The sequence below is a fragment of the Dethiosulfovibrio russensis genome, assembly GCF_021568855.1.
In the GTDB taxonomy this organism is placed as follows: domain Bacteria; phylum Synergistota; class Synergistia; order Synergistales; family Dethiosulfovibrionaceae; genus Dethiosulfovibrio; species Dethiosulfovibrio russensis.
Window position 1 is genome coordinate 24887 of record NZ_JAKGUG010000007.1, and the last position, 21340, is coordinate 46226.

Annotated in this window: 12 protein-coding genes and 3 tRNA genes; 3 read left to right on the plus strand and 12 right to left on the minus strand. The window is 54.4% G+C overall.

Annotation, left to right across the window (positions count from 1 at the left end; all coding sequences use genetic code 11):
- Positions 1-3: 3 nt before the first annotated feature.
- Positions 4-5172: an Ig-like domain-containing alpha-2-macroglobulin family protein gene (locus L2W48_RS08855; RefSeq protein WP_236099840.1), complete on the minus strand. Its 5169-nt coding sequence runs from the start codon at positions 5170-5172 to the stop codon at positions 4-6.
- Positions 5173-5321: 149 nt separating this feature from the next.
- Here L2W48_RS08855 and L2W48_RS08860 point away from each other — a divergent pair, with 149 nt between their 5' ends.
- Positions 5322-5888, plus strand: coding sequence for a tyrosine-protein phosphatase (locus tag L2W48_RS08860; RefSeq protein WP_236099841.1), 567 nt, complete (start codon positions 5322-5324; stop codon positions 5886-5888).
- Entirely contained in the window at positions 5885-7252 is a 1368-nt protein-coding gene (locus L2W48_RS08865) for an MATE family efflux transporter (RefSeq protein ID WP_236099842.1), read from the plus strand. The genes L2W48_RS08860 and L2W48_RS08865 overlap by 4 nt, the downstream gene beginning before the upstream one ends.
- Here the strand turns inward: L2W48_RS08865 and L2W48_RS08870 are convergent.
- The 6 genes from L2W48_RS08870 to ppdK all read right to left on the minus strand — a co-directional run bounded on the left by L2W48_RS08870 (position 7237) and on the right by ppdK (position 12257).
- A complete protein-coding gene (locus tag L2W48_RS08870; RefSeq protein WP_236099843.1) occupies positions 7237-8145 on the minus strand; it encodes a hypothetical protein in 909 nt (302 codons plus the stop codon). The two genes, L2W48_RS08865 and L2W48_RS08870, sit on opposite strands and share 16 nt — an antisense overlap.
- A gap of 49 nt (positions 8146-8194) precedes the next feature.
- The gene (locus tag L2W48_RS08875) at positions 8195-9202 is read right to left on the minus strand and encodes a hypothetical protein (RefSeq protein ID WP_236116539.1); all 1008 of its coding nucleotides are present in this window, start codon (positions 9200-9202) and stop codon (positions 8195-8197) included.
- A gap of 102 nt (positions 9203-9304) precedes the next feature.
- Positions 9305-9380: transfer RNA gene (locus L2W48_RS08880), tRNA-Met, on the minus strand.
- An 11-nt stretch (positions 9381-9391) separates the two neighbouring features.
- Positions 9392-9466, minus strand: a tRNA-Gly gene (locus tag L2W48_RS08885).
- Positions 9467-9482: 16 nt separating this feature from the next.
- Positions 9483-9559, minus strand: a tRNA-Asp gene (locus L2W48_RS08890).
- A 79-nt stretch (positions 9560-9638) separates the two neighbouring features.
- A complete protein-coding gene (gene ppdK / locus L2W48_RS08895; protein WP_236099845.1) occupies positions 9639-12257 on the minus strand; it encodes a pyruvate, phosphate dikinase in 2619 nt (872 codons plus the stop codon).
- A 153-nt stretch (positions 12258-12410) separates the two neighbouring features.
- Here ppdK and L2W48_RS08900 point away from each other — a divergent pair, with 153 nt between their 5' ends.
- Positions 12411-13310 (plus strand): YitT family protein, encoded by a 900-nt coding sequence (locus tag L2W48_RS08900; RefSeq protein ID WP_236099846.1) that lies wholly within the window; start codon positions 12411-12413, stop codon positions 13308-13310.
- Between the two features lie 180 nt (positions 13311-13490).
- Here L2W48_RS08900 and L2W48_RS08905 read toward each other — a convergent pair whose 3' ends face one another.
- The 5 genes from L2W48_RS08905 to L2W48_RS08925 all read right to left on the minus strand — a co-directional run bounded on the left by L2W48_RS08905 (position 13491) and on the right by L2W48_RS08925 (position 21274).
- Positions 13491-14492: a restriction endonuclease subunit S gene (locus L2W48_RS08905; protein WP_329606903.1), complete on the minus strand. Its 1002-nt coding sequence runs from the start codon at positions 14490-14492 to the stop codon at positions 13491-13493.
- Entirely contained in the window at positions 14461-16365 is a 1905-nt protein-coding gene (locus tag L2W48_RS13115; protein ID WP_236099848.1) for an HsdM family class I SAM-dependent methyltransferase, read from the minus strand. Before L2W48_RS13115 ends, L2W48_RS08905 begins: the two co-directional genes overlap by 32 nt.
- Before the next feature lie 93 nt (positions 16366-16458).
- Positions 16459-18237, minus strand: coding sequence for a helix-turn-helix domain-containing protein (locus tag L2W48_RS08915; protein ID WP_236099849.1), 1779 nt, complete (start codon positions 18235-18237; stop codon positions 16459-16461).
- Between the two features lie 106 nt (positions 18238-18343).
- The gene (locus L2W48_RS08920) at positions 18344-19957 is read right to left on the minus strand and encodes a dihydrolipoyl dehydrogenase family protein (RefSeq protein ID WP_236099850.1); all 1614 of its coding nucleotides are present in this window, start codon (positions 19955-19957) and stop codon (positions 18344-18346) included.
- A gap of 114 nt (positions 19958-20071) precedes the next feature.
- On the minus strand, positions 20072-21274 hold the full coding sequence (locus L2W48_RS08925) for a sensor domain-containing diguanylate cyclase (protein ID WP_236099851.1): 1203 nt from the start codon (positions 21272-21274) through the stop codon (positions 20072-20074).
- Positions 21275-21340: the final 66 nt, after the last annotated feature.

The window sequence follows — 21340 nt, forward strand, 5'->3', positions numbered from 1 at the left end:
GGCCTATCGGACCGAGAGACGGCCTCCGCCGCTCACGCTCCTGATGGATGAATCGTACATTCCCTCCGCGTAGACTGGAGGCCACAGGAAATCCCCTCTGGCCGTGACGCGGCAACGATATTCCAGTTTCAAGGTCTTCTCCACCGACGAGGGGAAGAACAGCACCCGATCGAAACGCACGTCTCGCCTCACGGAGGAGCCTCCTGAGACGAATCCCGAGGGTGTCTTCCACACCTCCAGACATCCGGGAAGCATGTCCACGACGACCAGGTCCTTCACCTTTCCCGTGGGGGTAACCTCTATGGAAAGGACCACCTCGTCTCCCAACGAGAGGGGCTCGTCCCCGTCTATCGGCTCTCCGTCGGCGTTCCTCAAGGTACGGCGTACCGAGATCCCTTTGTCGAACGGCTCCACCGGATCGAGAGGAACGCCGGAAAGGCTCCAACCGCAGAACAGACGTCCCGGTCCGGCGTTATCCACCCTCCAGGACACGAAGGAATCGGAGGAAAGGGCCAGCTCGTCTCCGGCGGCCATCTTGAAGACATCGTCGCCACCGGTCACCTCGGCGAAGAATGGCTTGACGTCGCTCCTCCGGGAAAAACGGCCCAAGGTGAGGACCGCCATACCGGCCTCGTGGGTCGAGAGGTCACCGGCCTCTATCGCCTTGGAGAGCTGGGCGGCCAAAAACGCCTCGTCGGACGAACCGGGTGCCAGCTCCTCCATGGCCAGAAGCCGAAGGGCCATATCCCTGACGGCGGAACCGTAACGATCGGAACCGGACAGCTCCGCCCCTCCCAGCAGCTTGAGCCCCAGATCCCTCTTTCCCGCCAGGCCGTAGGCTCCTGCCAGAAGGTACCTACCGGCAGAATCCATCTCTCCTATACGCTCCGAGAGCCAGGCCATCCACCCTAGAGGGGGCTGATCGGAAAGGGACATGACATAGGCGGCATAGGCCTTTCGGGAAAGGTCGAAAGCCGACTCGGAGCTCTCGGAGAGAACCGACCGTAGATATCCCTCGGTCCTGTGCATCATCGACAGAGGCACCTCTTCCTCGGCCATCGAGGCCAGCAGATGGGCTGCGTAGAGGCTTCCCCACCGATCCACCTCTCCCTCCGGCCAGTAGGAGAAACTGCCGTCGTAGAGCTGCATGGTCTGCAGTCGAGCGATCCTGTCCGGCACGGAGGTAGACCGTCCCATCCTGTCGGCCATGTCCCCGAGGGTCACCGACGGCCACAGGGCCGACACGGTCTGCTCCAGGCACCCGTAGGGATAGCGGTCCAAAAACTGGATCAGAGGCATCAGGTCGGCGTTAGGCGCACCGGAGAGATACAGAGAGGCCCTCAGGGTTCCGGGGAACCATCTGCCCTTCTCCGGCATCTCGAAAACGCCCTTACCCAGAGCCTCGCTTCCGGAAACGGTTATCCTGGGCATGGGAGGTCGAACCACCGTGTCCCTGCGAACGGAGAAGTCCATTCCGTCTCCGAGAAGCCGTACCGATAGAGAGCCGGTTCCGGCCCGATCGGAACCGCGAACCTTCAGGTAGACCACCGAGCTCTCCCCTGCGGAAAGGACCAGGTCGTCGGAGACCGCTCCCTCCAGAGACAGAGATCCCTCTGCTTTCATATCCATGTGAAGCTTCAGGTCCTCCTTCGCCGTCGATATGAGCTGCACCGGCACCAGTACCATGTCTCCCGGAGCCAGAGCGTCCGGAACGGTCGGATCGACGGTGATCGGGCGGGATATGGACAGGTCCGTATGGGCCGACCCCACAGAGGAACCCGAGAAGACCGCCATGACCCTGGCCCCGCCGGAGAACTCCGGAAGGTCGAAGGAAAGATCGACCTTCCCTCCCTCGGAGGCCACCGTCTTCACCATAGAGAGAACCCTGAATCCCCTGGCCCTGACGGGAGACAGATTTACCCCGAAGGCGGCTCTGGCCTCGGCACCGTCACCTCCGGCGGGATGAAGCAGAGGAGTCTCCCTCGACTCTATGGGCATCAGCTCGTCGTAAAGGTCCGAGGCCCTGGACGCCAGAGCTCTTCTGGCGGTGAAGGCCTCCCATGGATCGGGGGTCTCGTGGCCGGTCAGCCTCAATATGCCCTTGTCCACCAGGGCTATCCAGAGATCTCCCGACAGGGGCTTCCCTTCGCCGTCTCTTACCTCTACGGACAGATTCAGGGTCCCGCCCGGTTCCGCCTTTTCCGGCACGTCCAGAGACACGGAGGCCCTGTAGCCGAGGTTCATCTTTACCGGCACGACCCCGAGAGCCCTGTGGGATCCCCATTCGTCCTTATCGGAGACGGGACGCACTACCTGGAAGGTACACCAGCCGTTCGGCCATGCCTCGGAGGACGGAACGAACTCGATCCGCCCCTCCGGCTCGGAAACTTCTACGACCTTCCGCTCTATAATCCCCTCGGCCTCGAAGGTGAACAGCCCCGTTCCGGTGAAGGGAGCGCTGTAGCTGAGGACGGCCCTGTCTCCGAAGTTATAGCTCTCTTTATCCAAGGTCAGCTCGACCTTTCCGGGAAGCACCGCCTTTCTGGACGTCCCTCCCCATGGGGTCCAGGCGTCGAATCTGATCGATCCGGTGGAACCTCCCTTTCCGGAGAAAGTCAGCAGATAGCGTCCGTCCCCTTCCGGCACCACTGTAAGATCGGCAAGGCCGTCCTTTAACTCGACCTTCCCGGAGGCCACCTCCGACCTCTCCTCCTCCCATCTCATCCTGGTCCTGCCGTCGTCCCGCACGAGAACAGGGCGATCCGCCAGGGAGAAGAGAGTCCAGGAGATCTCGCCGGAACGGATCGGATCGTCCTTAGAGGTCACTGCCGCTATTTTCAGTTGGACCGGCTCGTCAGGCATGACGTCGCCCTCGGGGAATCTAACCCCTATCTGCATCGGGTTCAAGGCGCATGAAACGATCTCCGTCCGGGTAACCCAGCGGCCGCCTGCCTCCATGACGTTTAAACTTACAGCCAGATCTATCATGGGAGGGGTTCTCCAGTCGTCCGGAACGGTCCAGGAAAGGCGCCCCTCTCCGGAACCGTCCAGATCGCCGCCTCCGAGGTAGATCTCTCCGCCCTCGTAGGAGACTTCGCCGTCGCCGAAGGAGAAATCGGGGAACCTATCGGAACGGTAGACCGATTCCCTGGAGAAGGCCTTCGCCTCCCAGGCAAGACCGCCCGCCGGCGCTCCGAAGAGATAATCGGCCCGGAAGGACAGGTCCATGGTTCTGCCGGAGGAAAGAGGTCCCTCCGGAACGTTCAACCCAAGCTCTATCTTGGGAGGAGTGAAGTCCTCCACCAGGAAAGAGGCATCGGCGAGGGGAGAGCCTTCGTCGCCCGGCACGAACAGCTCGAAGCGGTACTTTCCCGAGGGAGCCGCGTCTGGCAGATCGAAGGACCCCGTGGCGGTTCCGGAGGAGGACAGCTCGGTCCTGCCACGGAACATCTCGTATCCCAGGGAATCGACCAATCGCCACATCAGAGGGAAACGTCCCGGCATGGACATCTTGGGGCCTCTGACCACCGAGGTAATCTGAACCGACTCGCCCGGACGGAATATCCCACGGGGCAACAGACATTGTCCCTCGTAGGTCTCGTTCCAGGGAGCGCCGGACACGTCCAGACCGTTGTCTGCGAACAGGTTGCCCGACAGAGACAGAAAGGTCAGGTCCTCGTCTAGTCGAGCCACCACCACCGACGGGAGAAGCTGAGGATCCCAGTCGCAGTCGCGGACGACGGACCAGAGCCCGTCTCCGTCCGTGACTCCCTCCGCCAAAAGCTGGTTGCTGGAGGAGTACACCGATATCTCCGCCCCCTCGACCGGTTTGCCCGTGGACAGCCCGTCGAGCCATACCATCAGGCTGTCGTCGTAGACCCTGGCGGAAAGGCCGAGATCCGTCAGTGTAACCAGCTGTCTGGCTCTGGTCCATCCGGAGTCCTCGTCGGAGGCCTCCAGCATGAAGACCCCCCGGGACTGTCCAAGATAGGCCTCCAGATCCACAGCGCCTCGTATCGTCTCGTTAACCCTGTTATCGATCGGGAGCTCCCAGTCCTCCAGGCGTCTCGTCAGAGAAGTGGAAAGCTCCGACCCTCCGTCCAGGACCCCCATGGCGACCGGCACGTTGTTTGGGTAGAGCTTCCATCCCCGAAGCCTCAGCCTGTCGACGTTCACCGTCTCCACGGCTATCCTGGGATCGTCGAACGGAGTCAGGAATGTCCCGGCGACAGGAAAACGGATCGACCGGGGCACGTCGGGCATGATGAAGGTCCGCCTCTCGTCGGCCACGAGTCCATCCCCACCTCCCAAGCCCTTTTTAAGGGACAGGACTATCCTCTCTCTCGGGGGGAACTCGCCTACCAAGGCGAAACCGCCGTAGGTCGACTCCACCCGGAAGGACCTCTCGGGAGAGACGAAGACGTATCCCTTTACGTCTCTGGGATCCACCGGCCTGGAGGTATAGATCACTATCTTGCCTCTGTCGACCGTCTCCGTCTCGGTATAGGTTCCCGTTATCTTTACGGACGATGAGGGTTTCAAGGTGACCTTTTCGGTCTTCTCAAGTCCGAGAGGCCCCTCGTCGGAGGTAAGCCCTTTCTCGACCACCACAATAAGGTTGTCGCCGGGTATCCTTTCGGACGCTACGGTTATCCTATCCGAGGGAACCTCTCCCTGAGGACGGAGCCTCACGGACTTACCGTCTGACCTCCCGGAGAGAAAGCCTAGAAGCCTCTTGGGAGGCACCGGCATGGAAAACCGAAGCTCCAGTGACATCTCCCCGTAAGGCGTTATGGACACCTGTCTCGCCGACAGAAGTCTGAGAGGAGGGGTGTTGAAGGAAAAGGTCTGGGCTCCGGCCAGCAGCCGTCCGGACAGATCCCTGACCGGACCGACCGTCGCCCTGTAGGAGGTCGCTCGGGAGAGAGGTTCGTCCGGGGTAAACAGCAAGGTTTGAGGATCGTCCCAGAGGGCCCTGCCGGACAGAGACGGTGAAAAATCGAGAGGAATCTGGTCCACCGGCAGTATCTTCCCAAGCAAAGTATCGGGAACTACGGGAGAGGAAAAGACCACCTTGATCTCCGGTTTTCCCGAGACCTCCCCTCGAGGCGTAAAGCTACGGACCGTAAAGTCATCCGCTCCGAAAGCTACGGACGACGAAAAAACCAACATAAACAGGGAAAGAATCAGCACAGCCCTTCTCATTGCGGATCGTCACCTCCGAGACACATATTCATGCCAAATCTAGTTGTCCTCTTTCGGCATCCTAGGTTATTATTGTACTGTAAGACCCATCCCATCAGAGGAGCCTGAGAGAGTCGATGAAGAAAGCCAGATTGAACGAGTTGCTCACAGCCTTCGTTACCCTACTATACCTCAGAGCGGTCAATTTCCATACCGTCTCAAAGGGGGTTCTTTACCGATCGGCCCAGCTCAACCTCGATCGGCTGTCCCGCTACGTCGAGACCCATAGCATCAAGAGCATAGTGAATCTGAGAGGACCTCAGGCGGGAAGACGATGGTACCGCAGAGAAAAGGAGTTCTCCCGATCCAGAGGCATAGTCCACGCCGACTTCGACCTTTCCGCGATAAGGAAGATTCCGGTCCAGGAGCTAGACCGCATACTGGAGTTCATGAGAAACGCCCCCAAACCGATACTCATACACTGTTACGCCGGAGCGGACCGAACGGGTCTGATAGCCGCTCTGTGGCGCCTGGCCGAGGACAGAGACGCTCCCCTTCAGGCCCTTAGCCGTCAGCTATGTTGGATGAAGGGTCATTTTTCCACCCTCCACATAGGTACCAACGCCATGGTCCGATCGTTCTGGGATTATGTTAGACACATCCAAGGGGACGGCCCTCTGAGAGGTCGCCCTCTGGCAGATTGACATTCCAGCGAAAAAGAGAGCTTCTCGGCAACGCCCCGATAGGACGGGCGTTGCTGTCTTTGTCGCTGCCGTCGATAGCCGGGCTGGTGCTACAGACCGCCTACAACCTGGCGGACACCTTTTTCCTCTCTCTATGGGTGGGGCACCACGCGGTCGCGGCTCTGGCGGTGGTCTTCCCCATGCAGCTCATTATCATAGCACTGGCTCAGGGGATCGGAATAGGCGGATCGTCTCTGATCGCCACGGAACTTGGAGCGGAGAACGAAAAAGGAGCCGAGGAAATCCTCGGCACCATGACGATGCTGATATCCCTCGGCTCCGCCTTTATAGTCACACTCTCCCTCGCCTTTATCTCCCCCACACTTTCATTCCTGGGAGCCAGCGAACAGACCCTTCCCCTGGCAAAGGACTACGGCGTCATAGTCCTCCTGGGCAGTCCTATGCTTGCCTTCTCAATAATGGCCAACGGCATAGCCAGAGCGGAGGGAGAGGCTGTTATGGCCATGAAGACCCTGGCCATATCGGCCGCCACCAACCTGGTGCTCGACCCCATCATGATAAGATATCTCGACCTCGGAGTCGCAGGCGCCGCATGGGCCACAGTGATCGCTCAAGCGGGGTCGGCGTCTTGGATGGCCCTGTACCTCGGGGGAAAAAGCTCTATCAAGATCAGGACCAGACAGTTGAAGCTGAGAAGATCGGTGGCGACCTCCATAATATCGGTGGGGTCTTCTGCGTTCGTCAGACAGGGATCGGCCAGCATAACGGCGGTTGTACTAAACAGGGTCCTGCTGTCCATGGGAGGCGACCCCGCCGTAGCGGCCATGGGAATATTGAACAGGATATCCACCTTCGTGACCATGCCTCTGTACGGACTGGTACAGGGCATGATGCCTCTGATAAGCCACAATACCGGCTCGGGCAACCAATGTCGGGTTCTGCGGACCATGGACCTATCGGCCCTCTGGGCCACAGCCGTATGCCTGGCCGGAGCGATACCTCTTTGGACCTTCCCCCTTGCGACACTATCTCCTTTTTGCTCCGGCGAGACCCTTGAAATAGCCGTCGCAGCGGCCCCCTACGTTGCCTTGGGGATGCCTCTGGGGGGATTTCAGGTCGTTCTTTCCGGATCCTACCAGGCGCTGTCCAGAGGAAGAGACGCCTTCCTCCTGGACCTGCTCAGGAGGATCGTTCTAGTGGTCCCGGCGATATATATACTCTCCCGCATAGCCGGACTAAAGGGAGTATTCATGGCGATACCTATCTCCGAGGTGATATCCGGAGGAATCTCTATTCTGCTGTTCCGTGAGGTCCGCAGATGCTCGGAAAATAGATGTCTCGTGTCCTCTCAGGACAGTATGTAGGCGATCAAACCCAACAGGGCAGCACAACACCCTCCTACGAGAGCGATGAAAGCGGGAGACCCAACGGCGAAGAGCGACTTCTCCTCCTCGACCCTTACCGCCTTGATGCGAAGACTCTTCTGGGTCATGGCGACGGCCATAACCCCGTCTCCCAGCTCGAACTCCAGCAACAGCCTGTCCGAGTCGGATTCCTCTACCGACGACAGAGGAACGCTCAGAGAACCGTCGAAGGATTCGTTTTGGCTCTTCATGGTTCCGAAGAGGGGGCTGTCCTCCGGGATTGTTATGGACACTAGATCTCCCGGGGAGACCTCTGACGCCGCCACGCCGTTCACCGGGTCCAGACGGGTAAAGCAGGTGAAGATCAGCTTGGGCAGCTTTCTCTGTATAGGCATATCTCCCAGGGAAGCAGCCGCCTCAGGGGCGTCGTCGTCCCCCTGTCCCTCGCTTTCCTCCTCTTCGGGAAAACGGGACAGCAGCTCGTCGGCCTCGAGGGTGGTCATGCCCTCGATCTTTACGAAGGCGGAACACCCTTCCTCACGGACCTGGGCGGCCCAGGTTCCGAACATCTTCTCTATGTATCTAATCTTGGCCAGGTTCTCCTCCTTGACGTCATCCACTCCGGAATCCCGAAAAAGAGATCCTATTCCGGAGGACAGAGAGGAATCGACAGCTCCGTCGTCCACGAAAGACGAGAAGTCCCTCCAACCGGCCTTTATACCGCCCTTAGGCGGTTCCTCTCCGTCGTGGTTCATCTCTCTAGCATGGCACAGCTTGACCTTCCCCTTGCCGTAGAGAGCGTAAAAGAAAATTCGTCCGCTCTCTCCTCCGTGCCCGATGTCTACTCTACCCTTCAATATGCGATATACACCGTAGCCCCTCGATTCAGCCACCAGGGGTCACCTCCCGTAAAAGCTAATCGTTGCTCCGATAAATTATACATCATCGCAGGATCAACAATAACAATAGGACGACCAGGAAAAAAGCCACCCCCGCCAGAGCAAGTCCCTGCTCCTTGGTGAGCTCGGGAAAAGAGAAAGCCCTCTCGATCTCTTTATCCGCAGCCCTCTTGACCTTGAGGCTTTGCTGCACAATAGACACAGCCCTGAGCTCGTCGGATAGCTTGAAGAGTATCATTATACGCTCCGTATCGCTCTGCTCTACCGACATTACCTCCCCGACGATCTGCCCCTGAAAGGAAGCCCCCTGCTGAAACTTGGCGATGGAATAAAGTAGGCTATCTTCGGGTATATCGAGCCACACGTTCTGCCCCGGCTTCAATTCCGCTGCGGCCACTCCTGCCACCGGATCCAAGAGAACCGAACAGGAAAAAACCGCCTTTGGAAGGTCCTTGCCGTCCCCACCGGAAGAGCTGCCGGAAGAACCGGGACGCCAGGGCTCGTTTTTTTCCCTCTCCTCGGGAAAGGCGGACATAAGCTCCTCTCCTTCCAGATGGGAGAGGGTCTCTATCTTGAGAAACACGAAGCGATCTCCGGTGTAAATAAGTCCTGCGACCTTGTGAAATATCTTCTCGACGTATCTTATCTTGGCCAGATTCCCCTCGCTGAGGTCGTAGACTCCAGCCTCGTCAAGAGACTTGCGAAGTTCCTTTAACATGACGGAGAATTCCAGCTCCTCCGGCACTATCTCGTGGACTTCCGTGCCGTCCGCCCCATCCTCGCTCTTCTCGTCGTCTTCGGCCTCGATCTCACCCGACCAGGCTTCGTCCACAAAGGAGCAGAACTCCCTCCACTTGGACTTTATTCCGTGAGGCATATCCTCCTCGTCAGGTTCGGTCAGGCGACCGTGACAGAGACGTATCCCCTTATTGTCGAAGAGGACGTAGACCAGAATTCGGCCCTCCGATCCTCCATGTCCCATGTCTATCTTAACCTTGAGGAGCTTGTACATCACGTACGGTCTGTTTACGGCCATAAGGGGTTCCTCCATTCCGGACGATATCCATGTCGTTATCTTCCACCATTTTAGACCATGTGGCTTCTTAGGGAAACATAAAAAGGGCCCTCTAAAAGAGGGCCCTAAGGATGATCTTGGTTGCGGGGGCAGGACTTGAACCTGCGACCTTCGGGTTATGAGCCCGACGAGCTACCAACTGCTCCACCCCGCGATGCGGTCTTATGGAGCGGAAGACGGGATTTGAACCCGCGACCCCAACCTTGGCAAGGTTGTGCTCTACCCCTGAGCTACTTCCGCTTCTGTACAACGTATATGGCGGGGCCGACGAGACTTGAACTCGCGACCTCCGGCGTGACAGGCCGGCACTCTAACCAGCTGAGCTACGACCCCGCTCTACCGTTGCGTCGGAAAGTATATCAAAGCCTTCGACGGTTGTAAAGGGGCAAGATAAAAATTCGTACCGAGCAAATCACTCTATCAGGCCCAGGGCGGCCCAACCCGCGGCCATCCTGGCCACCGGGACCCTGAAGGGCGAACAGCTGACGTAGTTCAATCCGAGACTGTGACAGAACGCAACGCTCTTAGGATCCCCTCCGTGTTCACCACAGATGCCTATGGAAATATCCGGTCTGGCCTTCCTGCCTCTCTCGAAAGCAATCGCCATGAGCTCCCCTACTCCGTCTCTGTCCAGAACGTGAAAGGGACTGATAGGGAAGATCCCCTTGTCGACGTATTCCTTCATGAACTTGGACTCCACGTCGTCCCTGGAGAGACCCAGACAGGTCTGGGTCAGATCGTTGGTCCCGAAACTGAAGAACTCGGCGTCCTCCGCTAGCTCGGCAGCCCGAAGAGCCGCCCTAGGAAGCTCGATCATAGTGCCTACCAGATAACTTAGAGAGCCCTGAGGATACTCGGACGCTATTGACTCGACCATTTCCCTCAGCAACGCCATCTCTCCTTTGGTCTGGACCAGAGGCATCATTATCTCCACCTTGAGGTCCACGTCGGGGAGAGAGGACATGGCGTCGAATATCGCCCGAATCTGCATTCCGTAGATCTCGGGATAGACGATCCCCAACCGGCATCCCCGGAATCCCAACATGGGATTCACCTCTCGAAGGGACTCCGCCCGACTCTTCATCTTTCGAAGTTTCGACGTGTCCTCTCCAGCGGAGTCAGCCTCGAGTATCCGTTTATCCAACTCCGGTATCTTGGGCAGAAATTCGTGAAGAGGCGGATCGAGCAGCCGGACTATGACTGGAAGGCCATCCATCTCTCGGAATATGCCCACGAAATCCTCCACCTGCATGGCCCGAAGGTCGTCCAGCGCCTCCTGCCTCTCCTCCAGAGACTCCGCTACGACCATCCTCTGCATCACGGGAAAACGGTCCTCCGCCATGAACATATGCTCGGTTCGACAGAGACCTATTCCCTTGGCCCCGAAGGATCGAGCCCTCTTGGCGTCCTCCGGGGTATCTCCGTTGGCCCATACCTGAAGGTCCGCAGCTTCGTCGGCCCAGTCGAGCACCGTATTCAACTCGTCGGATATGGACGGCAGAGAGAGAGGGACCTCTCCCGCTATGACCCTTCCGGTGGAGCCGTCAACCGTGATGAAGTCGCCCTTTAAGAATTCCCTATCCTCGGTCAGAAGACGCCCTCCCTCCAGGTCGATCGAGATATCCTCCGCCCCGCTGACGCAGGGCTTGCCCAGTCCTCGAGCCACCACGGCGGCATGACTGGTCATTCCTCCCCGGGAGGTCAGTATACCCTTGGCGGCGTAGAGACCGTGTATATCGTCCGGAGTGGTCTCCGGCCGCACCAACACCACCGACTCCCCCTTCTCGGCCATAGCCACCGCCTCGTCGGGATCGAAGACTATACGCCCCACAGCAGCCCCCGGAGAGGCCGGAAGCCCTCGGGAGATTACCTCGGGAACGCAGTTCGGATCGATCTGACTGTGGAGAAGCCTCTCTACCTGTTCGGGAGAGATTCTGCCGAGTGCCTCGTTCCTATCGATCAACCCCTCTTTTTCCATCTCGACGGCGATTCTTACTGCGGCCTCGGCGGATCTTTTTCCCGTCCTGGTCTGCAATATGTACAGCTTACCTCGCTCTACGGTGAACTCTACGTCCTGCATGTCCTTGAAACGTACCTCCAGACGGTCCGCCGTCGCCTTCAATTCCTCGAAAATATCCGGCATCACCTTGGCCAACTCCCCGATCGGCTGAGGGGTTCTTATCCCGGCGACAACGTCCTCTCCCTGGGCGTTGACCAGGAACTCCCCGTAGAGCTTCTTCTCTCCGTCGGCGGGATTACGGCTGAAACAGACACCGGTTCCGCTGTCGCCGCCAAGATTTCCATACACCATTGCCACGACGTTGACGGCGGTCCCCATGGAATCGTCTATACCGTGAATTTTCCTGTAGGTCTTCGCCCTGGCGGTGTTCCAGCTGTCGAATACCGCCTCTACCGCCTCCCTCAGCTGGATCCATGGATCGGAGGGGAAGGTCTCTCCAGTAACCTCCTCGTAGAGGGACAGATAACGTTTAACCAACGAGGCCAGGGCCTCCGCGTCGAGCTGGTGATCGAAGGCCACTCCCTTGTTCCTTCGGACCTCCTCCAGGATCGACTCGAACCGCTCGGAGGGAACCCCCTTGACCACGTTCCCGAACATCTGGATGAAACGCCTGTAACTGTCCCAGGCAAAGCGGTCGTCTCCCACCATCTCTGCCAAGGCGGATCTGGTATCGTCGTTCAGCCCCAGGTTTAAGATCGTGTCCATCATGCCAGGCATAGAGATCGGGGCTCCGGACCGAACGGACACGAGAAGCGGCTCGGGACCGGAGCCGAAGGTCCTGCCTGTCTGTCTCTCCAACCTCTCCAGAGCGGTCTCGACGTCGATCCAAAGAGACTGAACGAACTCCCTTCCCTCCTCCAGATAACGAAGACAGGCCTCGGTGGTAACGGTGAAACCTGGCGGAACGGCCAGCCCCTCCTTGACCATTTGGGCCAGGTTGGCCCCTTTCCCCCCTAGAAGAGCTTTCATGTCGGACGAACCTTCGGAAAAGTCGTAGACGTACTTGATCATGCTCCACCTCCTGGATCTAGATTCTATGTTCCCAAAAATAAAAATACACCTTCATAATAACATTTTACCGGACCTTATAAAAATAGCTTGTCCCTACCATAGCTTGTGCTAAACTCGAGACGCAACGGTAAAATAGATAGAGGAGGAAGGTTTTTGAGACATAACAGGACCCTTAAGGGAATGCTTGCCGAAACGAGGAGATTCATAAGGGAAGAGGGCAGGTCCCTGGTGGCCATAACCCTGGGGGCTATGATCTACGCCATGGCCATACAGCTTTTCGTAATTCCCGCCAAGCTTCCCGGAACGGGAGTCAACGGCATAGCTTTGCTGCTCAACTATATGTGGGGAATACCTCTGGCAATACCGATATGGGGGCTAAATGCGATTCTTTTCATGTACGGATGGAAGGTCCTCCCTAAGAGATTCACCCTTTGGAGCATATACGGAACCGTGATCTTCACCGCCTTTCTGAAGGTGGCGGAAACTTCCCTACCCGTGCCGGTGATAGACGACAGATTCCTCCTGATAGTGGTCGCCGGACTTCTCCAGGGGATCCCCTATGCTATGATATTCACCGCCGGAGGATCCCTCGGGGGAACCGACATCATCTCCATGGCGGTCCGCAGAAAGACGGGCATGGAGGTAAGTCAGTTCACCATGATAGCCAACATGCTGGTGATAGGGCTGTTCCTGATGGCGGTCAGCTTCGAGAACGTCGTTTACGGCGTGGTGCTGTCCTACATTACCACCACCGTCATGGGAGGCTCCATGAGGTCCTTCGGATTGAGGAAGGAAGCCCTGATCGTGAGCAGCGACCCGGACCGGGTGCGCCATTTCATAACCCAGGAGCTGGGAAGAGGGGTAACGGTGTTCATAGGCAGGGGAGGCTTCTCCGACTCGCCGAGAGACATACTCATGACCCTTCTGACCGCCAGGCAGGCCATGCTGCTCAAACAATATCTTCAGAAGACCGACCCGAAGGCGTTCTTGCGACTCGCCGACGCCACGGAGGTCCTGGGACGGGGCTTCGGCAGCTGGAAGAAGGACGTCTGATTCACTCTACTACTATAATAAAGGGAGGGGCGACCTAGGTCCAAGGCGTTCGTTTAACGTGTTGAAAAACATGTCAAAAAAACAGGGCGAAGCACCGTTTTAAGATTAATGAACATGGTACTTTTCCCTGTTTTTTGTAGAATATTCTATTTCCCGGTTTCTATGTAACTTTCGTGAGGATTATGTTTTTAAGTCTATTTCTACCTGCTCTACGATTTTTGCAAGACTTCCAAATACCCAGTGCGGGATTGAACTTCTAGCGGGTATCTTCAAACCACCCAGTGTCCTGTTCGCTTGTCTGCCGTAGCTGTAACGGAAACGGTTCTCCCTGATACACGAAGCATAGTATAGAAGTTCTTCAGCACACATACTTTCTCTAGGAACAAGATAGAAAAGGTGAAACCCCGAATAGAACGGTTCAAGCTGCAAAAAAGTCTCCAAAACTGATCCACCCCCAGCGACAGTAAGAACTCCGCCTTGTATTGGAGATATGTCAGGCAATAGCTTGACCCGAGCACTTATCCCGTTGTTTTTTGAGGACCGGGAAACGAAATTGACACCGGTACCGTTTTCGGCAGGCTCAAGGGCGTTCAGTTCAAGGTTTGTACCATAAAAAACATTGAACAGATCGGAGACCGAAACAAATGTTTCTGTTTGATCGGTGGCTGTTATATCAATTGCTTCGGTTGACAAAGACATTAATCGGGATAGGGACGAAAAATTATTTTTGAAAATTTTTTCATTAACCCAATCTGGGACTGTAGGCAATTCTATTTGCTTTAGTCTATCCCCTTTAGGTTTTCGTCCATAAGAGAATTTATGTCGATTCATAGAGATGCAACGAGCATAGTAGAGTTTTTCGTTTACGCTCATATCACGTTTTGGAAGCAAGACGGCGACGTTGCTATTACATGCGAATCTAAATTTCGACACATAAGAGTAGCTGTGACTACCGGCCCCATCTGTTGACACAAAAAGTGTTCCCTCTGGGTAAATATTGTCGCTCCCTATTTCAGATTCGGGAACCCATCCAGCAATAGTCCTTTGTTGTGTTTTCGCTGGACGCAGATAAGGGACATGATTCGGCGCTGGATGGTGAGATATTGACAACCTGGAGCTAGCGACCCCATTTCGCACGTCGAACAACTCATCAAGCGTCATTACCGGATTCTCCTTCCTCATTTTTCACAGATGCTCCGCCCTGCACATCAAGCATTAGATTAAAAAGAATAAATCTTTTTAGGTCGGCTTCAAAGACTTCTTCTGTGAGGGACGAGTAGTCGGTCTCTATGTATGCCTCAGCACACCATTCGTCATCGGCGGTCACCATGTGTGTGGTGCTTTCCCCGAGATGGACCTCTCTGTTTCTGTACGTTTCCACCCAACGATCCCTTATTGTCGGCCAACTATCGTTTTGGTCAATCCGTCCCCTGTGCTTGGTTTTCACGAAACCGTCGTCGCGCCAGTACCCGAACCACGTCTTGAGGTTTGAGTCTGCATGAGGTACGCCAGCAGTCCATACCATGATACATGTCACTACTCCGACAGGATAGAATAGTTCTTGAGGCATCGACATAACAGCGTCCAGCGTGTGGTGTTTCATTAGCTCTTCCCGCACTGGGTTTGGAACGATTGCACAGGACATCGGTACGATAGCAATGCCTACCCCACCTGGTTTGAGACAATCGAGCATTTGCTTCACGAAATAAAGTTCATGGAGTTCTGCATCGCTTTTCGACTGTGAATAAGGCGGGTTGAGCATGCCGATACTTGGTTTTTTGCCTTTTATGAATTTAACGACTGATTCGTCAAAACAGCTTGCTTGGTGAAGATTCGCCTTGCCGTCACCACGAAGAAGCATGTTGCTGGCCGCAAGGGCGAACATTTTGGGGTTATTTTCAATGCCTATCAGACAATTTCTTTTAATTTCGACACGTTCTTCGTCGGTGACTGCCTTTTTGAGCATGTGCTGCATGGCCGAGATGAGAAACCCACCGGTTCCAGCACAGATATCTAAGACCTTAGATTCTGGGGTAACGTTCGCTAGCATTGAGAAAAGTTCGGTAATATGTCGCGGGGTAAGGACAATTCCGAGAGATTTCTTATCCCCAGCCGTATATTTCAAAAACTCCCCATAGAACTGTCCGACTACATCAAAATCATGATATACACTAATATACGGCCACACATTGTTGCAAATGCGTGAAATAATTTCCTTAAAAACTCCACCAGGATATTCCTTTGCGGTCTTACTATCCGGTCGCCCTAAATTTGGATGTACCGCAATAGTGGAATACGGTTGCAGCATCGTGTCTATTTTAGCTTTGGGGATGTCTGCCTTGTTGAGCTGTCTTTTGATAGCATCCAACCAGGCTTGCTGAAGATCTTCAGCAGGCAATGATTCAAATGTCTTAATGAAAGATTGATCCATAAATGCAATTAATGTCCCGCTTACAAGTAGGGGTTTGTCTTCCTCGGAAATTTTTGCCTTCGCCCAAATCAACTCATGAAGTTCCCTGGAAAAATCAAGAAGGTCGGAATGACGTTTTTTTGCCACCTCTGGATCAAAAGATGCGAGTCTATAGTAATCGTCGTAAGGAAGGATATCCGACACGACCACTTCGCTCTCATTTACTAACAATTTGACATCACTACTTTCCGCCGGGACTAGAAAGTTAGATATTTTCATGTTGCTCAACGTAGAACCACTTACAGCGACGGCCAAAACGGTGTAATGTTTAGACAGAAAACGGGCATAATGCAAAACCCCGTCCACAGCATATTCAATAGGCCTGTCACGGTTAGAGCTTTCGTGTTTTTTGACATCCGATTTACACTCAATGACGATCAGAAAAGCCGTATCTTTCAGGTTTGACACTATAAATTCAGGATAACCCGCGTTCCCTTTGGAGTTCTTGCTTGCCTTCGACAGCAAAGACTTAACTTTGGCTATTTCCGATTTTTGTTCCTCAATAGTGATTCCGTTGTCAGGTTTTGTGTATCCCAATGAGCGTAATTTATCTCTCACTAGATTTTCGGTTATACGTTCGTTCACTATTAACACCTCACCTCTACCTTAAAGCCTGATAGCATATGTATTTATATTTGTCCTGCTATGACTAACAAGACTATATATCGTGAAATAATATCAGTAATATAAAATCTCATCCAACCCGATAACGCTTTTAGCCATTCCTATCCTCATAGCAGGGGTCATTTTATCCTTCCCTGGACGAGTATAGTTGTAAAAGACTCTAAATATATCCAGTAACTTAACCACAACGGCAGGATTATAAGCACTATAGCCATACCACATCCTACCTGCATTGCTCGATGTTCCTATAGGACGTTCCAACAGAGATATTCGTCTTCTCACCTGCATAAAAAATCGGTCTATACCTCTAAGGCTAGCTTTATTATACAGATTCGCTAAATGATCTTCATCGTAGTCCCCATAATCTGTAAGGTAACATATAGCCTTCTCCGGCTCGTCCATGCTAGGTGACGGTGATAATACCCACTTGCCCTCTGTATGAGCCGACCCTTGTATAGCCTCTTTCATTAGCCCTTTTCGAAGGTTAGATTCGCTTTGGTTGGGGTATCTAGATTGCTTTACCTTTAAAACTGTTTTAGCCATGGTAAACCAATGTTTTCGCTCATCTATAGTCATGTCTTTATTGATGCGAACGTAAAACACGTCGCAAGTCCTTGCTTTAACACTGTCACAGAACGCGCCTAATGCACCGGCTTTCATACCGGAGTCTTGATCAAGAAAAAGACGCACCTTGTCCACATTTTGAAAAAAATGCCGGAGCAAAAAGAAATGGGCATATAACGTATACTCTGAGTGTACTTGCATTCCTTTGCTAGGGCATTTTTTGTTGGGGTCTTGTAACGCAGCGTCTATAGATCCATTATACCTATCGTTTTCTGCATTTAACAGGTCTTTTTCACTATTCGATTTAGGAATACTGTCCTCGTAGTCACAATCAAGCCACAGGTGAGCATACTTTCTAAAAGGAAGGGGGACCATCGCCTCTCCGCAATGAAGAGCGTCTTCATTTACCTGCGTCCTATCAAGGCTAGGATTATAGTTTAAGTGCATTCCAAAAACATAACCAGTCTCATTGTCAGCACTTCCGATAGCACTTAGGACCACATTTCGCCTGTCAGTTTTTTTCTTCCAATTTATCGTATAATCTTGCCTATCAAGAGAGACATAGACCCTTTGGCAACCTTTTTTTGCCCACTCGTTTTCTCTCTTTGCGACAAACCCCAGGCATTGTCTATGTATGAAGTCTATTTTTCTGTAAACTGTAGAAGGGGACAGAGAGAGAATTTCACAAATTCGTCGTATAGGTGATTTATTCATTAAGAGGGAAAATAATGTCTTGTTTATGTGGGATTTTCTTTGTCTAGAGATAGATGTTTTGGGGAACGGAGAAAAAACCTTGCCACACTTTTGACACTTGACTCGTGTCGTTCCTTGTGGGGTTTTTCCATATAAGACATAATCAAAGGTATCTCTTCTCTTGCTTTTCCATTTTACCAAGTCTATGAACATCTTATTGTTTGGACAACATATTTCAGGGCAGGAAAAAAGCTTTTTAGGAAGAGTTAAGTTAAGATAGGCGGATATTCTCTCAAACTCTTCAACTATACAAAAATTACTTTTGAGTGTCAGATATTCATTACACTTTTTGCATCGCAACATAGGGACGCGAATATTACGCCTTCTGTCCGGGCTTCCTGTTAAAATATACCCATCAGGAGCGGTGTTACCTCTTCCACGTTTTACAGTCTCTATCTGTGCTGGAACACCAAAGTTAGAACATGCTGGGTTTTTACAAAAATTAACGTTTATACCCTTGCAAGGAAATGGGACCCGAGGTAATTTTGTCATCTGCAGAAGATTTTTCCTTTGCACAACAATCCCCCCTAAGGTAGTCCTTAGAGGGGATTGTATCATTTTGATGCGTTAATATCAACACGTTAAACGAACGCTTTGGACCTAGGTCGTCCCTCCCTTTATTTCATTCCAATTTTTCGTTTGAATCCTCCAGTTTATCGGAGGGAGTCTCCAGTTTCAGTGGCTCAGACTGCTGATCGGCCGTCGAAACTTGTCTCTTGGCCGCCTTGAACTCCTCTCTCTGGGCTCTGTCCTTGACCTTCGACAGCAGGACCATCCAGAGCTGAAGAATCGACCGTTTCAGAGGGGTCATGGTCCTTCCGCGCCAGATATCGGCGGCCCTTCGAAAAACGGCCGCCTCGGTGGGATAGGGATGGGGAATCCAGGAAAGGTTACCTAATTTGATCCCTTCGTGCATCGCCAAGGCCAGCTCCGATATCATGTCGCCCGCTCTGGGGGCTACGAGAGTTGCCCCCAGCACGCGGCCCCTTCGGTTTACCACTATCTTGAGGAATCCCTCGGTAGCGCCGTCGATCCTGGAGCGATCCATGTCCTCCAGATTCACCTTTATCTCGCTGACCTTTTTACCCTCCGCCAGAGCCTGATCGAGGGTTACCCCGACATAGGCGACCTCAGGGGTGGTGTAGACGCAATGGGTCATACCCAACGGATCGTAGGTCCTCTTCACCGGAAGGAAGGCGTTTCTCAGGGAGATCTTGGCCGACAGTATCGCCCCGTGGGTGGAACAGGGAGTCAGACAGACGTCTCCGGCGCAGAAAACCCTTTGATTCTCGGTCCGGAGATGTTTATCGACCTTTATGCCGTCTCGCCACTCGATTCCGGCATTCTCAAGACCTAGTCCCTCAAGTCGAGGAACCCTTCCAGTCGCAAGGAGGAGCCGTTCTCCTCGAACCTGAAACTCACCGTCCCCGGAGGAGCATTTCAGTACCAGCTCTCCATCATCATCCTCGACCGACAGCACATCCACTCCCAGACGGAGGTCCACGCCGTCGGACTCCAGGGCACGACGGACCATCCCGGACGCCTCCGGCTCTCCATAGGGAAGCAGACAGCGACGATCCTGGATCAAGGTCACCGAGGATCCCAGACGTCGAAAGGCCTGGGCCAGCTCGCATCCCATGGCTCCGCCTCCCAGGACGACCATGGACCTCGGAAGCTCCTCGAGATCGAAGACGGTCTCGTCCGTGAGGTAGTCGACCTCATTCAGCCCCGGTATCGGGGGTATCATAGGAACGGATCCCGTAGCGATTATGGCCCTGGTGAACTCGAACACGCGCCCCTCCACCGTCACGGAACGGGGAGAATCGAAGACGGCCCTGCCGGGGAACACATCGACTCCCTCGCTCAACAGCCTCAGAGCCGAGTCCTCGCCGCCCAATAGGGCCCTCAGATCGGACATACGCTTCCTCACAGACTGAAAATCGACCGACACGTCTCCTACGGACACTCCCAGTGCGAAAGAGTCTTTAACGTCTTGGATCCTACGGCCCGACGCCACGAACGTCTTGGAGGGGACGCATCCAGAATGTAGTCTTTCCCCTCCCAGGAGGGAGCTCTCTATCAAAGCGACCCTGGCTCCCATCCGGGCCCCCTCGACGGCTGCGGTCAAACCGGCTGCTCCCGCTCCCACGACCAACAGATCGTACCTATCTATCCCGTCGGAACGGTTGCCCTCCTTGGGCCTCAACCCCTCGGGATAGACGATCCTTTCCCTCATGAAGACACCTCCAGTCATCTTACATAAATCCCGCTCCATCATAGCATCAGGAGGACGAAAGTGGAGGCTCGATAGCGCCTTCACTTGCGTCCTCCTGAAAAGCAAAGCTAAAACCTACGACCGAGAGCCTCTTCCTCCGTCGATCTTGCTCTCCGCCTCGTTCAACAGCAATCTAGGCGAAACTCCTCGGGTTATCCTGGCCGTTCCCATCGATACCGAGATAGGCCATCCGTATCTGTGGCCGAGGGCGACGAGCGATTTTCGAAGATCCTCCGCCCTGTCGGAGGCGTCGCTTTCGCTCATGGGAGGCACTAGGAAGAGAAATTCATCCCCTCCGCGGCGGGCGGCCAACTCCCCTTCCCTCAGAGTATCCCTGATGGTCTCCCCTATACGGGCAAGGACCTCGTCCCCTCCTCGGTAACCCAAGACATCGTTTATCCTGTTAAAATCGTCCAGGTCGAGCAGAAACAGCCATCCTCCGGAATCACACATTCTATCCAACACGGCCATACCGTGGGATCGATCGTAAAGGCCGGTCAGGGAGTCCGTGACCGAAAGATCGGCGATACGCTCCATGGCCTCGTCCAGCCTTTCGGACTTGTCGGCCAGACGGCCCTCCAGGTCGGAACCCTTTTCCTCGAGCTCTACAACCTTTTCGGCAAGTGCGTTGGAATACCGGCGATAGGCCAGAAGAAACGGCAGGGACATCAGAACGAAAAAGGCCGATACGGCGAGACTGGTGAGCCCTCTCCTGAAGATGGAATGCCACATGAACCCTATATCCATATCGGCACAGGCCAGATATTTCCTGCCCTCCTCGGACCTCATGGGATAGGCGATCGATCGATAGGTCCCCCATCTGTCGGTATAGGTAACCCAGACCGGCTTCTCCGATTCGTAAGCTTTTTGAAACTCCACAGGAGCCTCCGGATAGGGATAGTAATACCATCTGGCCCTCTCTGCCGCCTCCTCCTCCGTCACGGTGGGAGCGGAAAAGAAAAACCGTCCTCCATCCTCTATCAGGGTATAGACCCAGGCAAAACCGATCCTGGAGACGTAATCCCCGAAGACCCTGCGATTTCGCAGCTCCTCCTCCTTGGATATGGCATAGGCAGAGGTAGCCCTATCGTGAAAGTCGGGAGCCAGCATGGACGGAAGGGCCAGAGCGGCCAGCTCGAGCTGACGATCCACCTCTCTCACGACCTCCACCTTAGCATCATAAAGAGATACGGCCACGTAGGCCAGGACGATCAAGGCCAGGAAGACCAAACCCCTTTTCAAGGTGGTCCTTAAATTTAAGGTGTTATCTCGTTTCATCGGCGCCTCCTGTAAGACGATCGGCCGTCTTAAATATTTCCCCGAAGGGTTTTTACATAATAAGAG